We start from the raw sequence: 15549 nt of genomic DNA, 5'->3' as shown, positions 1-15549 counted from the left end.
GGCGCTATTGTTCCAGTGGAAGGCAGGCCCGGGCATCGAGCCCACCGCGGGCGCGGTTTTCAAGCGTCAGCTTGCCGCCGAGCGCCATCACGATTTCCTTGCAGATGGCGAGCCCCAGCCCCGATCCCTTGGCGACATCGCCGGCGGCGAAGGGTGCAAAAAGGCGCTGCCGAAGTTCCTCCGGAATGCCGGGGCCTTCATCGCGCACCGTCAGCACAGCCATGTCATCCTCGGCGCGCACATCGACGGACAACGCGCCGCCACGCGGGCTGTGCTTGATGGCGTTGTGCAGCAGGTTGCGCGTCAACTCGCCCAGCATCCACTGGTGCGCGTGCACCGGCGTGGCCTGCGTGTCGATGCCGAAGTCCAGGTCCTTGTCGGCGATGAGCGGCGACAGGTCCAGTGCGACACCGCGCACGATCTGCCCGAAATCCAGCGTGGCGGATTCGGGCTGCTGGCGCAGTTGCTCGACCTTGGCGAGCGAGAGCATCTGGTTGGCCAGCGCCGTTGCCCGGTCCACCGTCTGGTTGATTTCGTCGAAGGCCTGCGTGGCCGGCACGTCGCCACGCCGCGCCGACTGCACCTGCGCCTTGAGCACCGCGAGCGGCGTGCGCAACTGATGCGCGCTGTCGCGCACGAAGCGCTTCTGGTTGTCGAGCAAGCCTTGCAGGCGGCCCATCACGGCCGTGGTGGCATCGACCAACGGACGCAATTCGCGCGGTGCATCGGTGGCGTCGATGGGGGACAGATCATCCGGTGCCCGGGCCTCGATGGCCTGGCCCAGTGCACGCACCGGCCGCGTGGCACGCTGCACCACGTACACGGTCACCAGCGCGACCACCGCCATCAGCAGCAACTGGCGCCAGAGCATGTCCAGCAGCAGCTTGCGCGCGAGCGTTTCGCGAAGCTCCAGCGTCTCGGCCACCTGAATGACCGCCATGCCGCGACCGTTCTGGCTCGCCACGGGCTGAAGCATCACGGCGACGCGCACCGGCCGATCGCGAAACTCGCCATCGTAGAAATCGACCAACGCCGCATACGCCGGACGCGGGGGAATCTGCCCATGCCACGAAGGCAGATCGTCAAAGCCCGAGACAAGCCTGCCATCCAGCGTCGACACGCGGTAGTACATGCGGCTCTGGTTGTCGGCTTCGAAGGCTTCGAGGGCGGAGTAAGGCACGGTGGCCCGCAACACGGCGTTGTCGTCGTAGCCCACCACCGCCAGTTCCTCGCCAATGGTCTTGGCCGAGGCGAGCAGCGTGCGGTCATAGGCCGTGGTGGCGGCCACCAGGCTCTGGCGATACAGGCTGGCACTGTTGACCACGATGAAGAGCGCGATGGGCACGAGGATGCCGATGAGCAGGGTCCGGCGCAAGGACGCATTGCGCGTCGCCATCTATGTTTCTTCCCGCAACAAGTAGCCCAGGCCGCGCAAGGTCATCAACGCCGCGCCGGTGCCGGCGAGCTTCTTGCGCAACCGGTACACCACCACTTCGACGGCTTCGTATTGCACGTTCGTCTCGCCCGGGAAGACGAGTTCGAACAGACGCTCCTTCGTCACGGCGTGGCCGGGCTTGAGCATGAGCGCACGCAGCAGTGCGGATTCGCGCGGCGTCAGGTCGAGCACCTCGCCCCGGTTGTAGATGGCGCCGCTGGCCAGGTCGCAGTGCAGGCTGCCGACGGCTGGTGGGTTCACGGGTGCATCGGCGTCGGACTTCTGATGACGCCGTCGCAAGGCACGGATGCGTGCTTCCAGTTCGTCCAGGTCGAAGGGCTTGGGCAAATAGTCATCGGCGCCGGCATTCAGGCCCACGATGCGGTCACCTACCGTGCCCCGCGCGGTGAGCAGCAGCACGGGCGTTGCCAAGCCTGCAGCCCGCGCCTGCGCCAGCACCTGCAGTCCGTCGAGGTTGGGAAGGCTAAGGTCGAGCGCCACCACGTCGGGCTCCAGCGCGCGCCATTGCTCGACGGCCAGCGCGCCATCGCCGCACACGCGCACGTCGATCATGCGGCGCCCGAGCGTGCGCTGCAGGGTGGCCTGCATCGTGGGATCGTCTTCTACAAGCAGCAGCTTCATGGATGGGGATGGATTTTCGGTGTTTTCCCCAACCTCCCGGACAGCCAATTGACAGGAGGGCGGCGCATGATAGCCACGTTCCTTCCAATTTTCTTTCAGGTCTGGAGACAACATGCGTCGTGATACCTTTTTGAAGTCCCTGGCTGCGCTGGCCGCGACCGGAGCACTTCCGATGTCGGCCTGGGCCGCCGCCAACGTCAAGATGATGATCCCGGCGAACCCCGGCGGCGGCTGGGACACCACCGGCCGTGCCTTGGGCAAGGCCCTGTCGGACGCCAAGCTGGCTGACACCGTCACCTACGAGAACAAGGGCGGCGCCGCCGGTGCACTGGGCCTGGCCCAGTTCGTGAACGGCTCCAAGGCCGACCCCAACGCGTTGATGGTGATGGGCTCCGTGATGCTCGGCGGCATCATCACCGGCAAGCCGCCGGTCAAGCTTGAGCAGGCCACGCCGCTGGCGCGCCTGACCACCGAATACAACGTGTTCGTGCTGCCGGCCAATTCACCGCTCAAGACCATGGCTGACGTGGTCGCGCAGCTCAAGAAGGACCCGGGCAGCGTGAAGTGGGGCGGCGGTTCGCGCGGCTCGACCGAGCACATCGCCGCGGCCATGATCGCGCAGAAGGTGGGCGCTGATCCTTCAAAGATCAACTACGTCGCCTTCCGCGGCGGCGGCGAGGCCACGGCGGCCATCCTGGGCGGCAACGTCACGGTGGGCGGCAGCGGCTACAGCGAATTCGCTCCCTACATCGCCGACGGCAAGATGAAGGCCATCGCCGTCACCTCGGCGCAGCGCCTGCCCGGCATCAACGTGCCGACGCTCAAGGAGCAGGGCATCGACGTCGAGATCGGCAACTGGCGCGGCGTGTACGGCGCGCCCGGCATCACGCCGGAACAGCGCAAGGCACTGACCGACATGGTGCTGGCGGCGCTCAAGACGCCTTCGTGGGCCGAGTCGCTCAAGAAGAACGACTGGACGCCAGCGGTCATGTCCGGCGACGCGTTTGCCAAGTTCGTCGACGACGACTTCGCAAGCCTGCGCGCGATCATGGCCAAGTCCGGCATGGTCTGAACGCGGCGGGTTTCCGCGTCGCGGAGCACGTCGAGGGACGTGCTCTTTTTCCATCCGCCGTCCGCCATCCGGTGACAACAACACACGAGAAAGCACGAGGCACCCATGCAACCTGTTGATCCCTTAGTGGCCGCTTTGGTGCACGAGCCACACGGTCCCGCCAGCCCGGCCGCCGTGCGCGCGCAGACGCTGGTCGGTGCCGGCGTGCTGCTCACCGGGCTCGCGCTGGCCTTTGGCGCAATCAGCATTTCGTCCGAGGCGGGCTATGGCGGCGTCGGGCCCAACTTCCTGCCGTGGCTGGTGTCGATCATGCTGACGCTGTGCGGCGCGTGGATCATCTGGGAGGCGCGCACCGGTGGCTTTCGCGAACTGGACGAGCCATCGGGTGACGAGCGGGCGTACTGGCCTGGCTTCGTCTGGGTCTCGGCGGGCCTGTTGCTCAACGCCGCGTTGATCACCACGCTGGGCTTCATCCTGAGCTGCACGCTGAGCTACGTGCTGGCCGTTCAGGGCCTGCGCCGCGCGAACGGGCAGGCGGCGGCGAACAGTCCGCGTGCGTGGATCATCGACCTCTTCACGGGCCTGCTGATCTCGGCGCCGGTGTACTGGGCCTTCACCAAGTTCCTGGCGATCAACTTGCCAGGCCTCACACAGACTGGGTGGCTCTGACATGGATATCCTGAATGCTTTGATGCACGGGTTCGCGCTGGCGATCACCCCTGCGAATCTGCTCTGGTGCCTGGTCGGTTGTGCGCTCGGCACCGCCGTCGGCGTGTTGCCGGGCATTGGCCCGGCCGTGGCGGTGGCGATGCTGCTGCCGATCACCGCCAAGGTCGAAGTCACTGCCTCGATGATCTTCTTCTCGGGCATCTACTACGGCGCGATGTACGGCGGCTCGACCACGTCGATCCTGCTGAACACGCCCGGCGAAACGGCCAGCATGGTCACGGCCATGGAGGGCAACAAGATGGCCAAGAGCGGTCGGGCCGGGGCGGCGCTGGCGACGGCGGCCATCGGCTCCTTCGTGGCCGGCACGATCGCCACCGTCATCGTTACCTTGTTTGCGCCCTTCGTGGCCGAGTTCGCGGTCAAGCTCGGGCCGCCCGAATACTTCCTGCTGATGATGCTGGCCTTCACCACGGTGAGCGCGGTTTTGGGCAAGAGCACGCTGCGCGGCATGACAGCCCTGTTCGTGGGGCTCGCCGCGGGCTGCGTCGGGCTCGACCAGATCTCGGGGCAAGGACGCTACACCGGCGGCATTCCCGAACTGCTGGATGGCATCGAGATCGTGCTGGTGGCCGTGGGCTTGTTTGCGGTCGCGGAAGTTCTTTATGCGGTGCTCTACGAAGGCAGGGTGGTCGAGGGCCAGAACAAGCTGAGCCGCGTGCACATGAGTGCGCGTGACTGGAAGCGGTCGATTCCCGCATGGCTCCGCGGCACGGCCATCGGCACGCCCTTTGGCTGCATTCCGGCCGGCGGCACCGAGATCCCGACCTTCCTGAGCTACGCGACGGAGAAGAAGCTCGCCAAGGACGCGGATGCGAAGAAGGAATTCGGCACCACCGGCGCCATCGAAGGCGTGGCTGGCCCGGAGGCTGCCAACAACGCAACGGTGACTGCTGCGCTGATTCCGCTGCTCACGCTCGGCATTCCGACCTCGAACACGACGGCCATCTTGCTGGGCGCGTTCCAGAACTACGGCATCCAGCCAGGGCCGCAACTGTTCACGACCTCGGCGGCGTTGGTGTGGGCGCTGATCGCGTCGCTGTACATTGGCAACGTGATGCTGCTGGTGCTGAACCTGCCGCTGGTGGGCCTGTGGGTCAAGCTGCTGAAGATTCCGAAGCCGCAGCTCTACGCGGGCATCCTGATCTTCGCGACGGTGGGTGCCTATGGCATGCGCCAGAGCGCGTTCGACCTGTTCCTTTTGTACGCCATCGGTGTGCTGGGCGTGCTGATGCGGCGCTTCGATTTTCCGACCGCGCCGGTGGTGGTCGGCATGATCCTGGGCCCGCTGGCGGAAGCGCAGTTGCGCAACGCCATGTCGATCGGCGAGGGCAGTGCGGTGGTGTTCTTCCAGCGGCCGATGTCGATCCTGCTGATCGTCGTCATCCTGGCTGTGCTGATCTTGCCGCGCATTGCCAAGCGCATGAGCGAGCGCAAGTTGGCTGCGGCCGCTGCGGGCTGATCTGTTGCGACGCGGCTGGTTGAGGGTTCTGCAGACTAGTTGCGGGGCACCTGATCTGCCGGCAACACGATGGTCGCGCGGCCGTCGCGCGAGGTGATCTCTTCTGTGCCACCGGAGGGCTGCGGCAATCCCGCAGGGCCGATGATGGTGGCGCGGCCGTCCTGCGTGGTGCCCATCGAATTGCGCGGCGGGCCGCCCCGGGCGCGGTCGAGGTCGATGCCCGCGTCACGCACGCAGGCGTTGCGCTCGGGGTCGGGAAGCCGGCCGCTGTTGCAGTAGGCCAGTTGGTCTTCGTAGCGCTTTTGCGCGGCGCCGAGGTTCTGGGCGGACACAGGCAGTACCGCCGCGACCGCAAGCCATGCTCCGACGGCTGCCGTAGCGAAGTTTGTTCGCGTCATCGCGTCCTCCAGTCGCCCCACCGTAGGGGCGTCGCCCGAGGGTACGGAACTCCGCCAGCCTTGGGTATCGGCGAAGGCCGACAAGGACGCTTCGCGCCAACGATTCAGGAGTGAACGGCGATCGCAGGGCGCTGGCGCAGGCGCGGTTGCACCTCGCGCGCATAGCGGCTCATCGCCAGACCTTCCGTTCTGATCTCGGGTCGCTGCCCGGTCATCAGGTCGGCGACCAGCTTGCCCGAGCCGCAGGCCATCGTCCAGCCGAGCGTGCCGTGGCCGGTGTTGAGGAACAGGTTCGAGAACGGCGTCGCGCCGACGATGGGCGTGCTGTCGGGCGTCATGGGGCGCAGACCGGTCCAGAAGGTGGCGCGCGACACGTCGCCGCCGGGGAAGAGATCTTGCACCACGAGTTCGAGCGTTTCGCGACGGCGCGGATTGAGGCGCAAGTCGAAGCCGCCAAGTTCCGCCATGCCACCGACGCGGATGCGGTTTTCGAAGCGCGTGACAGCAATCTTGTAGGTTTCGTCGAGAACGGTGGAGCGCGGTGCGAGCGATGCATCGACCAGCGGCACCGTCAGCGAATAGCCCTTGACGGGATACACCGGAATGTCCAGCCCCAACGCTGCCAGTGCCTGGCGCGAATAGCTGCCGAAAGCGAGCACGTAGCGGTCGGCCTTGAGGATTTCGTGGCCCACGCGAACGCCGGTGATGCGGCCGCCATCGGTGAGCAGTTCATCCACCGATTGGCCGAAACGGAAATCCACGCCCATGTCCTTGGCCAGCCGCGCCAGCGACTGGGTGAACACATGGCAATCGCCGGTTTCGTCGTTGGGCAGGCGAAGGCCGCCGGCCAGCCGGTCACGCGCCTGCGCCAAGGCGGGTTCGACGCTGGCGAGCTGGTCGCGCGTCAGCAGTTCATAGGGAACGTTGCACTCTTCGAGCACCGCGATGTCGCGCGCCACCGCGTCGAGCTGGGCTTGCGTACGAAAGAGCTGCAACGTGCCGCCGGTGCGCTGTTCGTATTCGATGCCGGTGTCGGCACGCAACTGTTGCAGGCAGGTGCGGCTGTACTCGGCCACGCGCATCATGCGTTCCTTGTTGATGGCGTAGCGCTCGGGCGAGCAGTTGCGCAGCATCGCGGCCATCCAGCGCAGCTGGAACAGGCTGCCATCGGGGCGGATCGACAGCGGTGCGTGCTTTTGCAGCATCCACTTCATCGCCTTCAGCGGAATGCCGGGTGCGGCCCAGGGCGTCGAATAGCCGGGCGAGACTTGGCCGGCGTTGCCAAAGCTGGTTTCCTGACCGGCGCCGTCCTGCCGGTCGAGCAGGGTGACCTCTGCGCCAGAGCGCGCCAGGTAGTAAGCCGTCGTCGTGCCGATGACGCCGCCGCCGAGAACAATGACTTTCATGGTCGTACCGAGTTGGTCAGGTGATTCAGAGAATTTATTGCATCGGATTCGGGAAATTTCACTGAAAATGAAGGCCGAGGCGGTGATTTCAACTGCCAACGGCCGACCAGCGGCCCGGAGCCAGCAAATGATCGAACTCGACCGGATCGACCACAAGATCCTCGACATCCTGCAGCGTCAAGGCCGCATATCGAACACCGAACTGGCGGAGCAGATCGGCCTGTCGATGTCTCCCTGTTCGGAGCGCGTCAAGCGCCTGGAGCGTGAAGGCGTCATCACCGGTTATTACGCCCGCGTGAACCCCGCGGCGGTCGGCCGGACGATATTGGTCTTCGTCGAGATCACGCTGGCGTCCAAGTCAGACGACGTGTTCGACCAGGTGCGCGACGAGATGCTGCTCGTGCCGGAAGTGCAGGAATGCCACCTCGTGTCCGGCCGCTTCGACTACCTCATCAAGGCCCGCCTGCGCGCGATGAGCGAATACCGCACGCTGCTGGGGTCGATTCTCAAGAAGCTGCCGGTGGCGGCGCAATCGGACAGCTATGTGGTGATGGAGGAGGTGAAGGAGACGTTGGCGATACGGATTGTTTGAGGCACGCCCGCACTGAATGTCGCGTCAAATGACGGAACGCTCGAATCAAAATCCGGGGAACGGACCATGCAAATCACTGTGACGCTGGACGACGAACTACTCGCCCAAGCCCGGACATTCACCGGTATCCAGGAGAACGCTGCATTGATCCAGCACGCGATCAAGACCCTCGTGCAAAGGGAGGCCGCGCGTCGGCTGGCACGTTTGGGAGGAAGCGCGCCCAATCTTCAGGCGGCCAATCGTCGTCGAGGCAAGGCCGTGCCCGATGCTCTTGGCTGACCCATCGGTTCGGCTCGAATACCGATCAGCTCGGCCGACATGAAGGCGCTTGTCCGGTGGCACACTGGACGGATGAAAACACCAACATCGCTTACTGGCTCGCAGCCCCTGCGCATCGGCATCCTCGGCTGCGCCAACATCGCCAAACAGTTCTCCCGCGACGTCAAGCCGAGCCCGGCCGTCGAGGTGGTGGCGGTTGCCAGCCGCAACGCCGACACGGCCCAAGCCTTCGCCATCGCGCAGGGTATCGGCCGGCACCACGGCAGTTACGAAGCGCTGCTCGCCGACGAGGGCGTCGACATCATCTACATCCCGCTGCCGAATAGCCTGCACGCCGAGTGGGCGATCAAGGCGGCCGAGGCCGGCAAGCATGTGCTGTGCGAAAAGCCGCTGGCGCTGAGCCACGCACAGGCGCGTTCGATGTTCGACGCCGCCAGGCAGCATGGCGTCATGCTGCTCGAAGCCTATCCCTGGTACTTCCAGCCGCAGACCGGCGACATGCTGGCGCTGCTGCACGGCGGCGCGATTGGCGACGTGCGTTCGGTGCAGGCGAGTTTCGGCTTCGTGCTCGCCAACGCGCAGGGGAATATCCGCATGAATCCCGACCTGGGCGGTGGCGCTTTGCTGGACGCCGGCAGCTACCCCTTGAGCGCGATCCGCCTCGTCATGGGCTGCGCGCCGCAACGCGTGACAGCCGACGCAAACTGGGCCGACTCTGGTGTGGACATCAGCATGATGGCCACGCTGCACTATGCCGACGGCCGCCGGGCGCAGCTCTCATGCGCCATGGACACCGCCAACCATCGCCGCATGACGATCGCGGGCACGCAAGGCACCATCGACACGGAGTACCTGAACCACACCAGCGACACGGCAGGCGGGCACGTGCATGGCTATCTTCCCAGCCAGTTGCGCGTGCGGCGGGGCACGGCGAACACCGTTCCCTTTGAAGTGATCGCCTCGCCCAGCGGCAGCGGTTTTCGCTTTGCCGCTGAAGCCTTCGCGAAGGTGGTGCGAGAGAAGGACTTCGACGCCATCGACCGCGCCGCGCAAGCCAGCCTGGACAACGCGGCTACGCTGGAGGCCATCGCGCAAAGTGCGCGTTCGGAGCAGGCCGTCGACGTCGTCGTCTGAGTGATGCAGCGGGCGCGCAAGGCGCCCGCCGCGGACGGCCTCAACTGGCCGGCGTCTCCACCAGGTCGTCGTCGATGTGCGGATCAGCCGCCTGCCCGCGCAGCTTGCGCATGGTGCGACGGACCCAATGCTCGATGTCGTCGATGTAGGTGAACACGGCCGGCACGACCAGCAGGCTCAACACCGTCGACGTGATGAGCCCGCCGATGACCGCCACCGCCATCGGCGAGCGGAAGCTGGAGTCCGCCACACCGAAACCAATCGCGATCGGCAGCATGCCCGCACCCATGGCCAGCGTCGTCATGATGATGGGCCGCGCGCGCTTGTGGCATGCATCGCGCAGCGCTTCCCAGCGCGTCATGCCGTGGTCGCGGCGCGCGACGATGGCGTATTCCACCAGCAGGATCGAGTTCTTGGTCGCGACGCCCATCAGCATGATGAGGCCGATGAGCGATGGCATCGAGAAGGCCTTGTCCGCGATCAACAGGCCGACGAAAGCCCCGCCCAGTGCCAGCGGCAGCGCGCAAAGAATCGTGATGGGATGCAGGAAGTCCTTGAACAGCAGCACCAGCACGATGTAGATGCACAGCACGCCCGTGAGCATCGCCAGGCCAAAGCTCGCGAAGAGTTCGCCCATCATTTCAGCATCGCCCACTTCGGCCACGCGCACGCCCGGCGGCAGGTTCTTGATCGAGGGCAGGTCCATGGCGGCCGTCTTGGCGTCGCCCAGGCCCACGCCGGAAAGCTCGATCTCGAAGTTGACGTTGCGCGAGCGGTCGTAGCGGTCGATGACGGCCGGGCCGCCTTCGGTTGTGAGCGTGGCGACCTGTCCGAGCATCACCGGGCCGCGCGCACCGGGCACGGTCAGGCGTTCGAGCAGCGGGAGATTCTGTCGCGCCGAGTCTTCCAGCTTCACCACGATGGGCACCTGCCGCTGCGCAAGGTTGAGCTTGGGCAGGTTCTGGTCGTAGTCGCCCAGCGTGGCAACACGCAGCGTTTCAGCAATCGCGCTGCTGGTCACGCCCAAGTCCGCAGCGCGTGCAAAGTTCGGCCGCACCGCGATCTCGGGGCGGATCAGGCTGGCCGTCGAGGTGATGTTGCCCAGGCCGGGGATGGTGCGCAGGTCTTTTTCGACCGCTCGCGCGGAACTCGTCAGGGCTTGCGGATCTTCGCCGGTCAGCACGAGGATGTACTTCTCGCCGGAGCCACCCAGGCCCACGGTGCTGCGCACGCCGGGCATGGTTTCCATCGCCTTGCGGATCTGGTTCTCGATGACCTGCTTGCGCGGCCGATCGCCCCGCGGGTCGATCTGGATGGTGAGCGTGGCCTTGCGCGTTTCGGGCGTGCCGAAGTTGGCAAAAGGATCGCCGCCCGCACTGCCGCCGCCGATGGTGCTGTAGACGCTCTTCACATGCGGAATGGCCATCACGCGGCGGCGCGTTTCCTCGGCCGCGGCCGTGGTCTGCGCGAGCGTCGAACCTGGCGCAAGCGACAGGTACACCTGTGTCTGCGAGTTGTCGTCCGGCGGAATGAAGCCGGTCTTGAGCAACGGGATCATCGCGACCGAGCCGAAGAAGAACAGCGTCGCCAGGATCATCGTCGCCAGTCGATGGTGCACGCACCAGTTCGCCAGCTTCATGTAGAAGCGCAGCCAGCCCGGTTCCTTCTCGGCCGTGACGATTGGCTTGAGCATGTAGGCCGCCATCATCGGCGTGAGCATCCGCGCGACGACCAGCGATGCGAACACCGCCAGCGCAGCCGTCCAGCCGAACTGCTTGAAGAAGCGGCCCGCGATGCCGCTCATGAACGCCGTCGGCAGGAACACCGCGATCAGCGTGAAGGTGGTGGCGATCACGGCCAGCCCGATTTCGTCGGCCGCTTCCATCGCCGCCTCGAACGGCGTCTTGCCCATGCGCAAGTGGCGCACGATGTTTTCCACCTCGACGATCGCGTCGTCGACCAGGATGCCGACCACCAGCGACAGCGCCAGCAGCGTGATCACGTTGATGCTGAAGCCCAACAGGTACATGCCGATGAAGGCGGGAATCACCGACATCGGCAGCGCAATCGCCGAGACGAAGGTGGCGCGCCAGTCGCGCAGGAACAGCCACACCACCAGCACCGCAAGGATGGCGCCTTCGTAGAGCAAGTGCAGCGAACCCACGTACTCTTCCTCGGCGGGGTCGACGAAGTTGAAGGCTTCGGTCAACTGGATGTCGGGCCGTTGCACGCGCAGGTCAGTCAGCGTCTTCTGGATGGCGCGGCCCACTTCCACTTCGCTGGCGCCGCGGCTGCGCGCCACCTCGAAGCCGACCACCGGCTTGCCGTTGAGAAGCGCCGCGGCGCGCGGCTCGGCGATGGTGTCGCTGATGCGCGCCACCTGGTCGAGGCGGATGCGTCTTCCGTCCGTGAGCGGAATCTGGATGTTGGCCAACTGGTCGGCCGACTCCACCGTGGCCATGGTGCGCACCGGTTGCTCGCTGCCTCCAAGATCGGTGCGCCCGCCGGCGCTTTCGACCTGCATCATGCGCAACTGGCGCGAGATGTCGGCGGCCGTGGCGCCCAGCGCCTGCAACTTCTCGGGGTCGAGGTCGATGTGCACTTGACGCGTCACGCCGCCCACGCGGTTCACGGCGCCGACGCCCGGAATCGCCAGCAGCTTCTTCGTGATGTCGTTGTCGACGTACCAGGAGAGCGCCTCGTCGTCCATGCGCGATGACGCGATGGTGAAGGCCAGCACCGGTTGCGCCGCGAAGTCGAGCTTCGTGACCACCGGGTCGCGCACGTCGGCCGGCAGGTCGGCGCGCACGCGCTGCACGGCCGAGCGCGTGTCGTCCACGGCTTCCTGCACCGGCTTTTCAAGGCGGAACTCGACGATCAGCGTGGCCGCGCCGTCCTGCACCTTGGTCGTGATGTGCTTGAGCCCCTGAATGGTGGCGATGGAGTTCTCGAGCTTGCGCGCGACGTCGTTCTCCAACTGCGAGGGCGCCGCGCCCGGCAGCGACGTGGACACCGTCACGGTGGGCAGGTCGATGTCCGGAAAGTTCTGCACCTTCATCGCATTGAAGGACAGCAACCCACCGAAGGTGAGCAGCACGAACAGCATCACCGCCGGAATCGGGTTGCGTATGGACCAGGCCGAAACGTTCATCGCACGGCTCCTTGTCAGTTGGACGCTTGCGGCGCCGAGGCCTTGGGGGCGGCGGCAGCAGCCTTGCCGGCTGTCGATTCAACGGCCGGCGCCTCGACCACGCGCACGAGGTCGCCATCGTTCAGGAAGCCCGCGCCCTGCACGACGATCTGCGCGTCGGCCGGAAGCGCGGTCTTGACTTCGACACGATCGCCCACGCGGCGGCCGGTCTCGATCTTGAGCTGGCTCACGCGGTTGTCCGGCTGCAGGATGAGCACGTGGTTGAAACCGTCGCGCGGCACGATGGATGCTTGCGGCACGGTGATCGCGTTGTTGCGCCCCAGCTCGAACACACCGTTGGCGAACATGCCCGACTTGATGGACGAGGTGCTGTTCATGGCACCCGGCAGGTCGACGTACACCAATGCGTTGCGCGTTTGAGAATCGACGGTCGGCGCGATGCTGCGCACCTTGCCATGCACCTGCGCGCCGCTGGCGCTGGTCACCGTGGCGGGCGTGCCGACGGCCAGGCGACCCAGTTCCGTGGCGGTGACTTCGGCGCGCCATTCAAGGCGGCCTTGGCGGATGAGCCTGAACAGTTCCGTGCCCGCGCCGACCACGCTGCCGACGGTCGCGGTGCGCGAGGAGATCACGCCGTCATCGGGCGCCTGCACCTGCGTGTTGCGGCCGCGCACTTCCTGCGCGGCCAGCACGGCCTTGGCGGCCTCCACGCGTGCCTTTGCGGTCTGCTCGGCGGTCTGGTACTGGTTGATCTGTTGCTGGCTCAGCGCGCCGGTGGTTTGCAGCGTGCGGGCGCGTGCGGCATTGCCTGCGGCGTCTGCAGCGGTCGCTTGCGCTTCGACCAGCGAAGCCCGTGCCTGCGCCACATCGGCCTGCACGGATTCACCCGAGAAGGTCGCCAGCACCTGGCCCTTGCGCACGACATCGCCCACGTTCACTCGGACTTCGGCCAGCTTCAGGCCGTTCGATTCCGAACCGACGCTGGCTTCCTGCCAGGCCGCGATGTTGCCGTTGGCCGGCAGCGTCAGGATGAGTTCGGTGGTCTCCGGCTTCGCCACGGTCACCGTGAGCGCGGGCTTGGGCGCCGGACCGGCGGCGGCCTTGGCGGCATCGGCTGCACCCGGCGCCGCAGCCGGACGGCGCGACATGAACACGACGAGCGCCACGATGACCAGCGCGAGAGCCAGCACGATCAGGAGGGTGGAGCGTTTGATACTTTTCATGGCGAAGTGGAAGCGGAAGAAAGGGCGGTGGCGTCGGGCCGTTGCCAGCCGCCGCCCATCGAGCGGTAAAGGGTCACGAAGGCTTCGGCGCGGCTGCGCTGCAGGCCGACCAAAGTCAGTTGCGAGACGAAGAGGGTGCGCCGCGCGTCTTCCAGTTCGAAAAGGCTCGCCAGCCCGCTGTCATAGCGCGCCTGCGTCGCGTTGAAGGAGATCTGGAAGTTGCGCACCGCCGATTCGGCGTCGGCAAAGCGCGCGTCGGTGCTTTGCAGGTTGACCAGTGCGACTTCGACCTCGCGCACGGCTTGGCGCACCGTGCTGCGGTATTGCACGACCGCTTCGTCATAGCGCACCTGGGCTGCTTCGGCGTTTGCAGCACGCGTGCCGCCGTCGAAGATGGGAATCTCGAGCGCCAGCGGGCCGATGCTCCAGGTGTCGATGGTTTGCCGGAAAGCACCCATGCGGAACTGCAGCGCCGCAATGGAGCCCTGCAGCGTCAGGCGCGGATAGCGGCGAGCCTGTGCGGCGCCGGCTTCCGCGCTGGCAGAGGCCACGCCGAGTTCTGCCGAATACACATCGGGCCGCTGCGCCAGCGCCGCCGCCGGCACCGCCTCGATGGCATTGATGGTGGGCAGGCTGGGGTTGATCGAGGCCTGGTCCAGCTTTTGGTCCAGCGCTGCGGCGTCCATGCCCGTCAGTGCCACCAGTGCCTTGCGCAGCACGGTGCATTGCGCTTTCTGCTGGGTCAGCCGGGCCGCGGCATCCGAGGCGCTGGCCACCGCACGTGCCGCATCGGCGGGCGCCTGGAAGCCCGCCTTCGCGGCCAGTTCGGTCAGTCGCGCGGTTTCGCTGCGCGAGCGCGCATCGGATTCCGAGACGAGCAGTTCGCGCTGGCAGGCGCGTTCGTCGAAATAGGTGGTGGCCGTGTCGGCCGCGACCGAGACCCGCGCCGCGTGCCATTGCGCATTGGCGCTGTCGAGCTGCGCCTGTGCCGAATCGCGGCTGGCGCGCAACCCGCCGAACAGGTCGATTTCCCAGCTCGATTGCAGGCCGGCCTGCAGGGTGGTGATGGGCGCGATGCTCGAGTTGGGGCTGGGCGCAGCGGCGGCCAGCGTGTTGCCGCGGCTGGCCTGCAGGTTGCCGTTCAGGTTGGGCGCAAGCGCTGCGCCGGCCGCGACGCGCGCGGCACGTGCATCGGCGATGCGCGATGCGGCGCTGGCGATGGTCGGGCTCTCGGCCTGCGCGGATTCAATCAACGCCACCAGCAACGGATCGTCGAGCTGGCGCCACCAGTCGGCCAGCAACGTGACAGCGCCTTCGTGCGGCAGCGGCACGTGCCAATTCGTCGGCGTGGGGTCAGCGACCTTTTCGGGTGGCCGCGTCACGCAGCCCATGATGAGCAATGGGGCGCAAAGGCAAAGCGCGTGGAGGCTTCGTTTCCTCATGGTGTCCAGGGTTTCGCTCGTGGCGAGGTTGCGGGACTGGGCGCCTTGTCGGCGCTCCGGTCCGGGTTCAGGAGCGAACGCGCTGGAGTGAAAGCCATGCGTCGCGCAAGGCGGCGAGCATAACAAGACGGCCGCTGGATTCAGGTCGGCCGACGCCCTGTCTTGAGGAGGGTTGTGACGTGCCGCTTGGCTAGCTACGGGACGTCGAGGAGAAGCGCCGCGCCGCGAATCCGGCGGGAGGAATCAGCCCACGCCGTAGCTGGTCTGCGTTTGCACGAGCAGTGGCGGGGGCGTGCATTTGCAGATGCACAGGTCGAGGCTCAGTGCCTGCTGGCGGCCGGCTGCGTCCGTGCTCGGCGCCGGGCGATCACCGGTGCACTGGATGACACCGATGGAGCCGCACTTGGGGCATTCGACCTGGTCGCCCTCCCAGGCGGTCTGTTTACCCTGCCACAGGTTGGTGGGCGAGCCGGTGATGACCACGCCCGCGACGGTGGTCGGGTCGCCGACCATGATGAAGAATCGATTGAGTTGCACACAAGCCCCCTGTCAAGATATTTTTCTGTGAGCGAAACGAGCTTATCAGT

General features: G+C 66.3%; 14 protein-coding genes. 6 read left to right on the top strand and 8 right to left on the bottom strand.

All coding sequences use genetic code 11. The features are described from left to right. Positions 1-4: 4 nt before the first annotated feature. Complete coding sequence (locus tag QTI66_RS10615; RefSeq protein ID WP_286559469.1) at positions 5-1396, bottom strand: sensor histidine kinase; 1392 nt, start codon at positions 1394-1396, stop codon at positions 5-7. Then, positions 1397-2077, bottom strand: coding sequence for a response regulator transcription factor (locus QTI66_RS10610; protein WP_286559468.1), 681 nt, complete (start codon positions 2075-2077; stop codon positions 1397-1399). Positions 2078-2189: 112 nt separating this feature from the next. Here QTI66_RS10610 and QTI66_RS10605 point away from each other — a divergent pair, with 112 nt between their 5' ends. The 3 genes from QTI66_RS10605 to QTI66_RS10595 all read left to right on the top strand — a co-directional run bounded on the left by QTI66_RS10605 (position 2190) and on the right by QTI66_RS10595 (position 5337). Beyond that, positions 2190-3149 carry a Bug family tripartite tricarboxylate transporter substrate binding protein gene (locus QTI66_RS10605; protein ID WP_286559467.1) on the top strand — a complete coding sequence of 320 codons (960 nt, stop codon included), beginning with the start codon at positions 2190-2192 and terminating at the stop codon, positions 3147-3149. A 105-nt stretch (positions 3150-3254) separates the two neighbouring features. Continuing rightward, positions 3255-3818: a tripartite tricarboxylate transporter TctB family protein gene (locus QTI66_RS10600; protein ID WP_286559466.1), complete on the top strand. Its 564-nt coding sequence runs from the start codon at positions 3255-3257 to the stop codon at positions 3816-3818. A gap of 1 nt (position 3819) precedes the next feature. After that, the gene (locus tag QTI66_RS10595) at positions 3820-5337 is read left to right on the top strand and encodes a tripartite tricarboxylate transporter permease (RefSeq protein ID WP_286559465.1); all 1518 of its coding nucleotides are present in this window, start codon (positions 3820-3822) and stop codon (positions 5335-5337) included. Between the two features lie 35 nt (positions 5338-5372). Here QTI66_RS10595 and QTI66_RS10590 read toward each other — a convergent pair whose 3' ends face one another. Then, positions 5373-5735 (bottom strand): hypothetical protein, encoded by a 363-nt coding sequence (locus QTI66_RS10590; protein WP_286559464.1) that lies wholly within the window; start codon positions 5733-5735, stop codon positions 5373-5375. 104 nt (positions 5736-5839) lie between these two features. Further along, entirely contained in the window at positions 5840-7141 is a 1302-nt protein-coding gene (locus tag QTI66_RS10585; protein ID WP_286559463.1) for a D-amino acid dehydrogenase, read from the bottom strand. 127 nt (positions 7142-7268) lie between these two features. Between QTI66_RS10585 and QTI66_RS10580 the strand changes: the two genes are divergently transcribed. The 3 genes from QTI66_RS10580 (at position 7269) to QTI66_RS10570 (ending at position 9146) form a co-directional block, all read left to right on the top strand. After that, positions 7269-7733, top strand: coding sequence for an Lrp/AsnC ligand binding domain-containing protein (locus tag QTI66_RS10580; RefSeq protein WP_286559965.1), 465 nt, complete (start codon positions 7269-7271; stop codon positions 7731-7733). A gap of 66 nt (positions 7734-7799) precedes the next feature. Further along, positions 7800-8012 (top strand): type II toxin-antitoxin system VapB family antitoxin, encoded by a 213-nt coding sequence (locus QTI66_RS10575; RefSeq protein WP_286559462.1) that lies wholly within the window; start codon positions 7800-7802, stop codon positions 8010-8012. A gap of 72 nt (positions 8013-8084) precedes the next feature. Then, positions 8085-9146: a Gfo/Idh/MocA family protein gene (locus QTI66_RS10570; protein WP_286559461.1), complete on the top strand. Its 1062-nt coding sequence runs from the start codon at positions 8085-8087 to the stop codon at positions 9144-9146. A gap of 40 nt (positions 9147-9186) precedes the next feature. On the opposite strand, the gene QTI66_RS10565 is transcribed toward QTI66_RS10570, so the two are convergent. From QTI66_RS10565 to QTI66_RS10550, 4 genes are all read right to left on the bottom strand, one after another. Beyond that, positions 9187-12297 (bottom strand): efflux RND transporter permease subunit, encoded by a 3111-nt coding sequence (locus QTI66_RS10565; protein WP_286559460.1) that lies wholly within the window; start codon positions 12295-12297, stop codon positions 9187-9189. 14 nt (positions 12298-12311) lie between these two features. Next, positions 12312-13520, bottom strand: coding sequence for an efflux RND transporter periplasmic adaptor subunit (locus tag QTI66_RS10560; protein ID WP_286559459.1), 1209 nt, complete (start codon positions 13518-13520; stop codon positions 12312-12314). Further along, positions 13517-14962 (bottom strand): efflux transporter outer membrane subunit, encoded by a 1446-nt coding sequence (locus QTI66_RS10555; protein ID WP_286559458.1) that lies wholly within the window; start codon positions 14960-14962, stop codon positions 13517-13519. Before QTI66_RS10555 ends, QTI66_RS10560 begins: the two co-directional genes overlap by 4 nt. A 243-nt stretch (positions 14963-15205) precedes the next feature. After that, positions 15206-15499: a PAAR domain-containing protein gene (locus QTI66_RS10550; RefSeq protein WP_286559457.1), complete on the bottom strand. Its 294-nt coding sequence runs from the start codon at positions 15497-15499 to the stop codon at positions 15206-15208. Between the last annotated feature and the right edge of the window lie 50 nt (positions 15500-15549).

Source organism: Variovorax brevis (assembly GCF_030317105.1).
GTDB classification, from domain to species: domain Bacteria; phylum Pseudomonadota; class Gammaproteobacteria; order Burkholderiales; family Burkholderiaceae_C; genus Variovorax; species Variovorax brevis.
The sequence above is the reverse complement of the archived record's forward strand: the minus strand, read 5'-3'. Positions and strand labels throughout refer to the sequence as shown.

Excerpts from the sequence above, each read along its gene's own strand:
- QTI66_RS10615 (WP_286559469.1), bottom strand. The coding sequence starts at position 1,396 with ATGGCGACGCGCAATGCGTCCTTGCGCCGGACCCTGCTCATCGGCATC.
- QTI66_RS10610 (WP_286559468.1), bottom strand. The coding sequence starts at position 2,077 with ATGAAGCTGCTGCTTGTAGAAGACGATCCCACGATGCAGGCCACCCTG.
- QTI66_RS10605 (WP_286559467.1), top strand. The coding sequence starts at position 2,190 with ATGCGTCGTGATACCTTTTTGAAGTCCCTGGCTGCGCTGGCCGCGACC.
- QTI66_RS10600 (WP_286559466.1), top strand. The coding sequence starts at position 3,255 with ATGCAACCTGTTGATCCCTTAGTGGCCGCTTTGGTGCACGAGCCACAC.
- QTI66_RS10595 (WP_286559465.1), top strand. The coding sequence starts at position 3,820 with ATGGATATCCTGAATGCTTTGATGCACGGGTTCGCGCTGGCGATCACC.
- QTI66_RS10590 (WP_286559464.1), bottom strand. The coding sequence starts at position 5,735 with ATGACGCGAACAAACTTCGCTACGGCAGCCGTCGGAGCATGGCTTGCG.
- QTI66_RS10585 (WP_286559463.1), bottom strand. The coding sequence starts at position 7,141 with ATGAAAGTCATTGTTCTCGGCGGCGGCGTCATCGGCACGACGACGGCT.
- QTI66_RS10580 (WP_286559965.1), top strand. The coding sequence starts at position 7,269 with ATGATCGAACTCGACCGGATCGACCACAAGATCCTCGACATCCTGCAG.
- QTI66_RS10575 (WP_286559462.1), top strand. The coding sequence starts at position 7,800 with ATGCAAATCACTGTGACGCTGGACGACGAACTACTCGCCCAAGCCCGG.
- QTI66_RS10570 (WP_286559461.1), top strand. The coding sequence starts at position 8,085 with ATGAAAACACCAACATCGCTTACTGGCTCGCAGCCCCTGCGCATCGGC.
- QTI66_RS10565 (WP_286559460.1), bottom strand. The coding sequence starts at position 12,297 with ATGAACGTTTCGGCCTGGTCCATACGCAACCCGATTCCGGCGGTGATG.
- QTI66_RS10560 (WP_286559459.1), bottom strand. The coding sequence starts at position 13,520 with ATGAAAAGTATCAAACGCTCCACCCTCCTGATCGTGCTGGCTCTCGCG.
- QTI66_RS10555 (WP_286559458.1), bottom strand. The coding sequence starts at position 14,962 with ATGAGGAAACGAAGCCTCCACGCGCTTTGCCTTTGCGCCCCATTGCTC.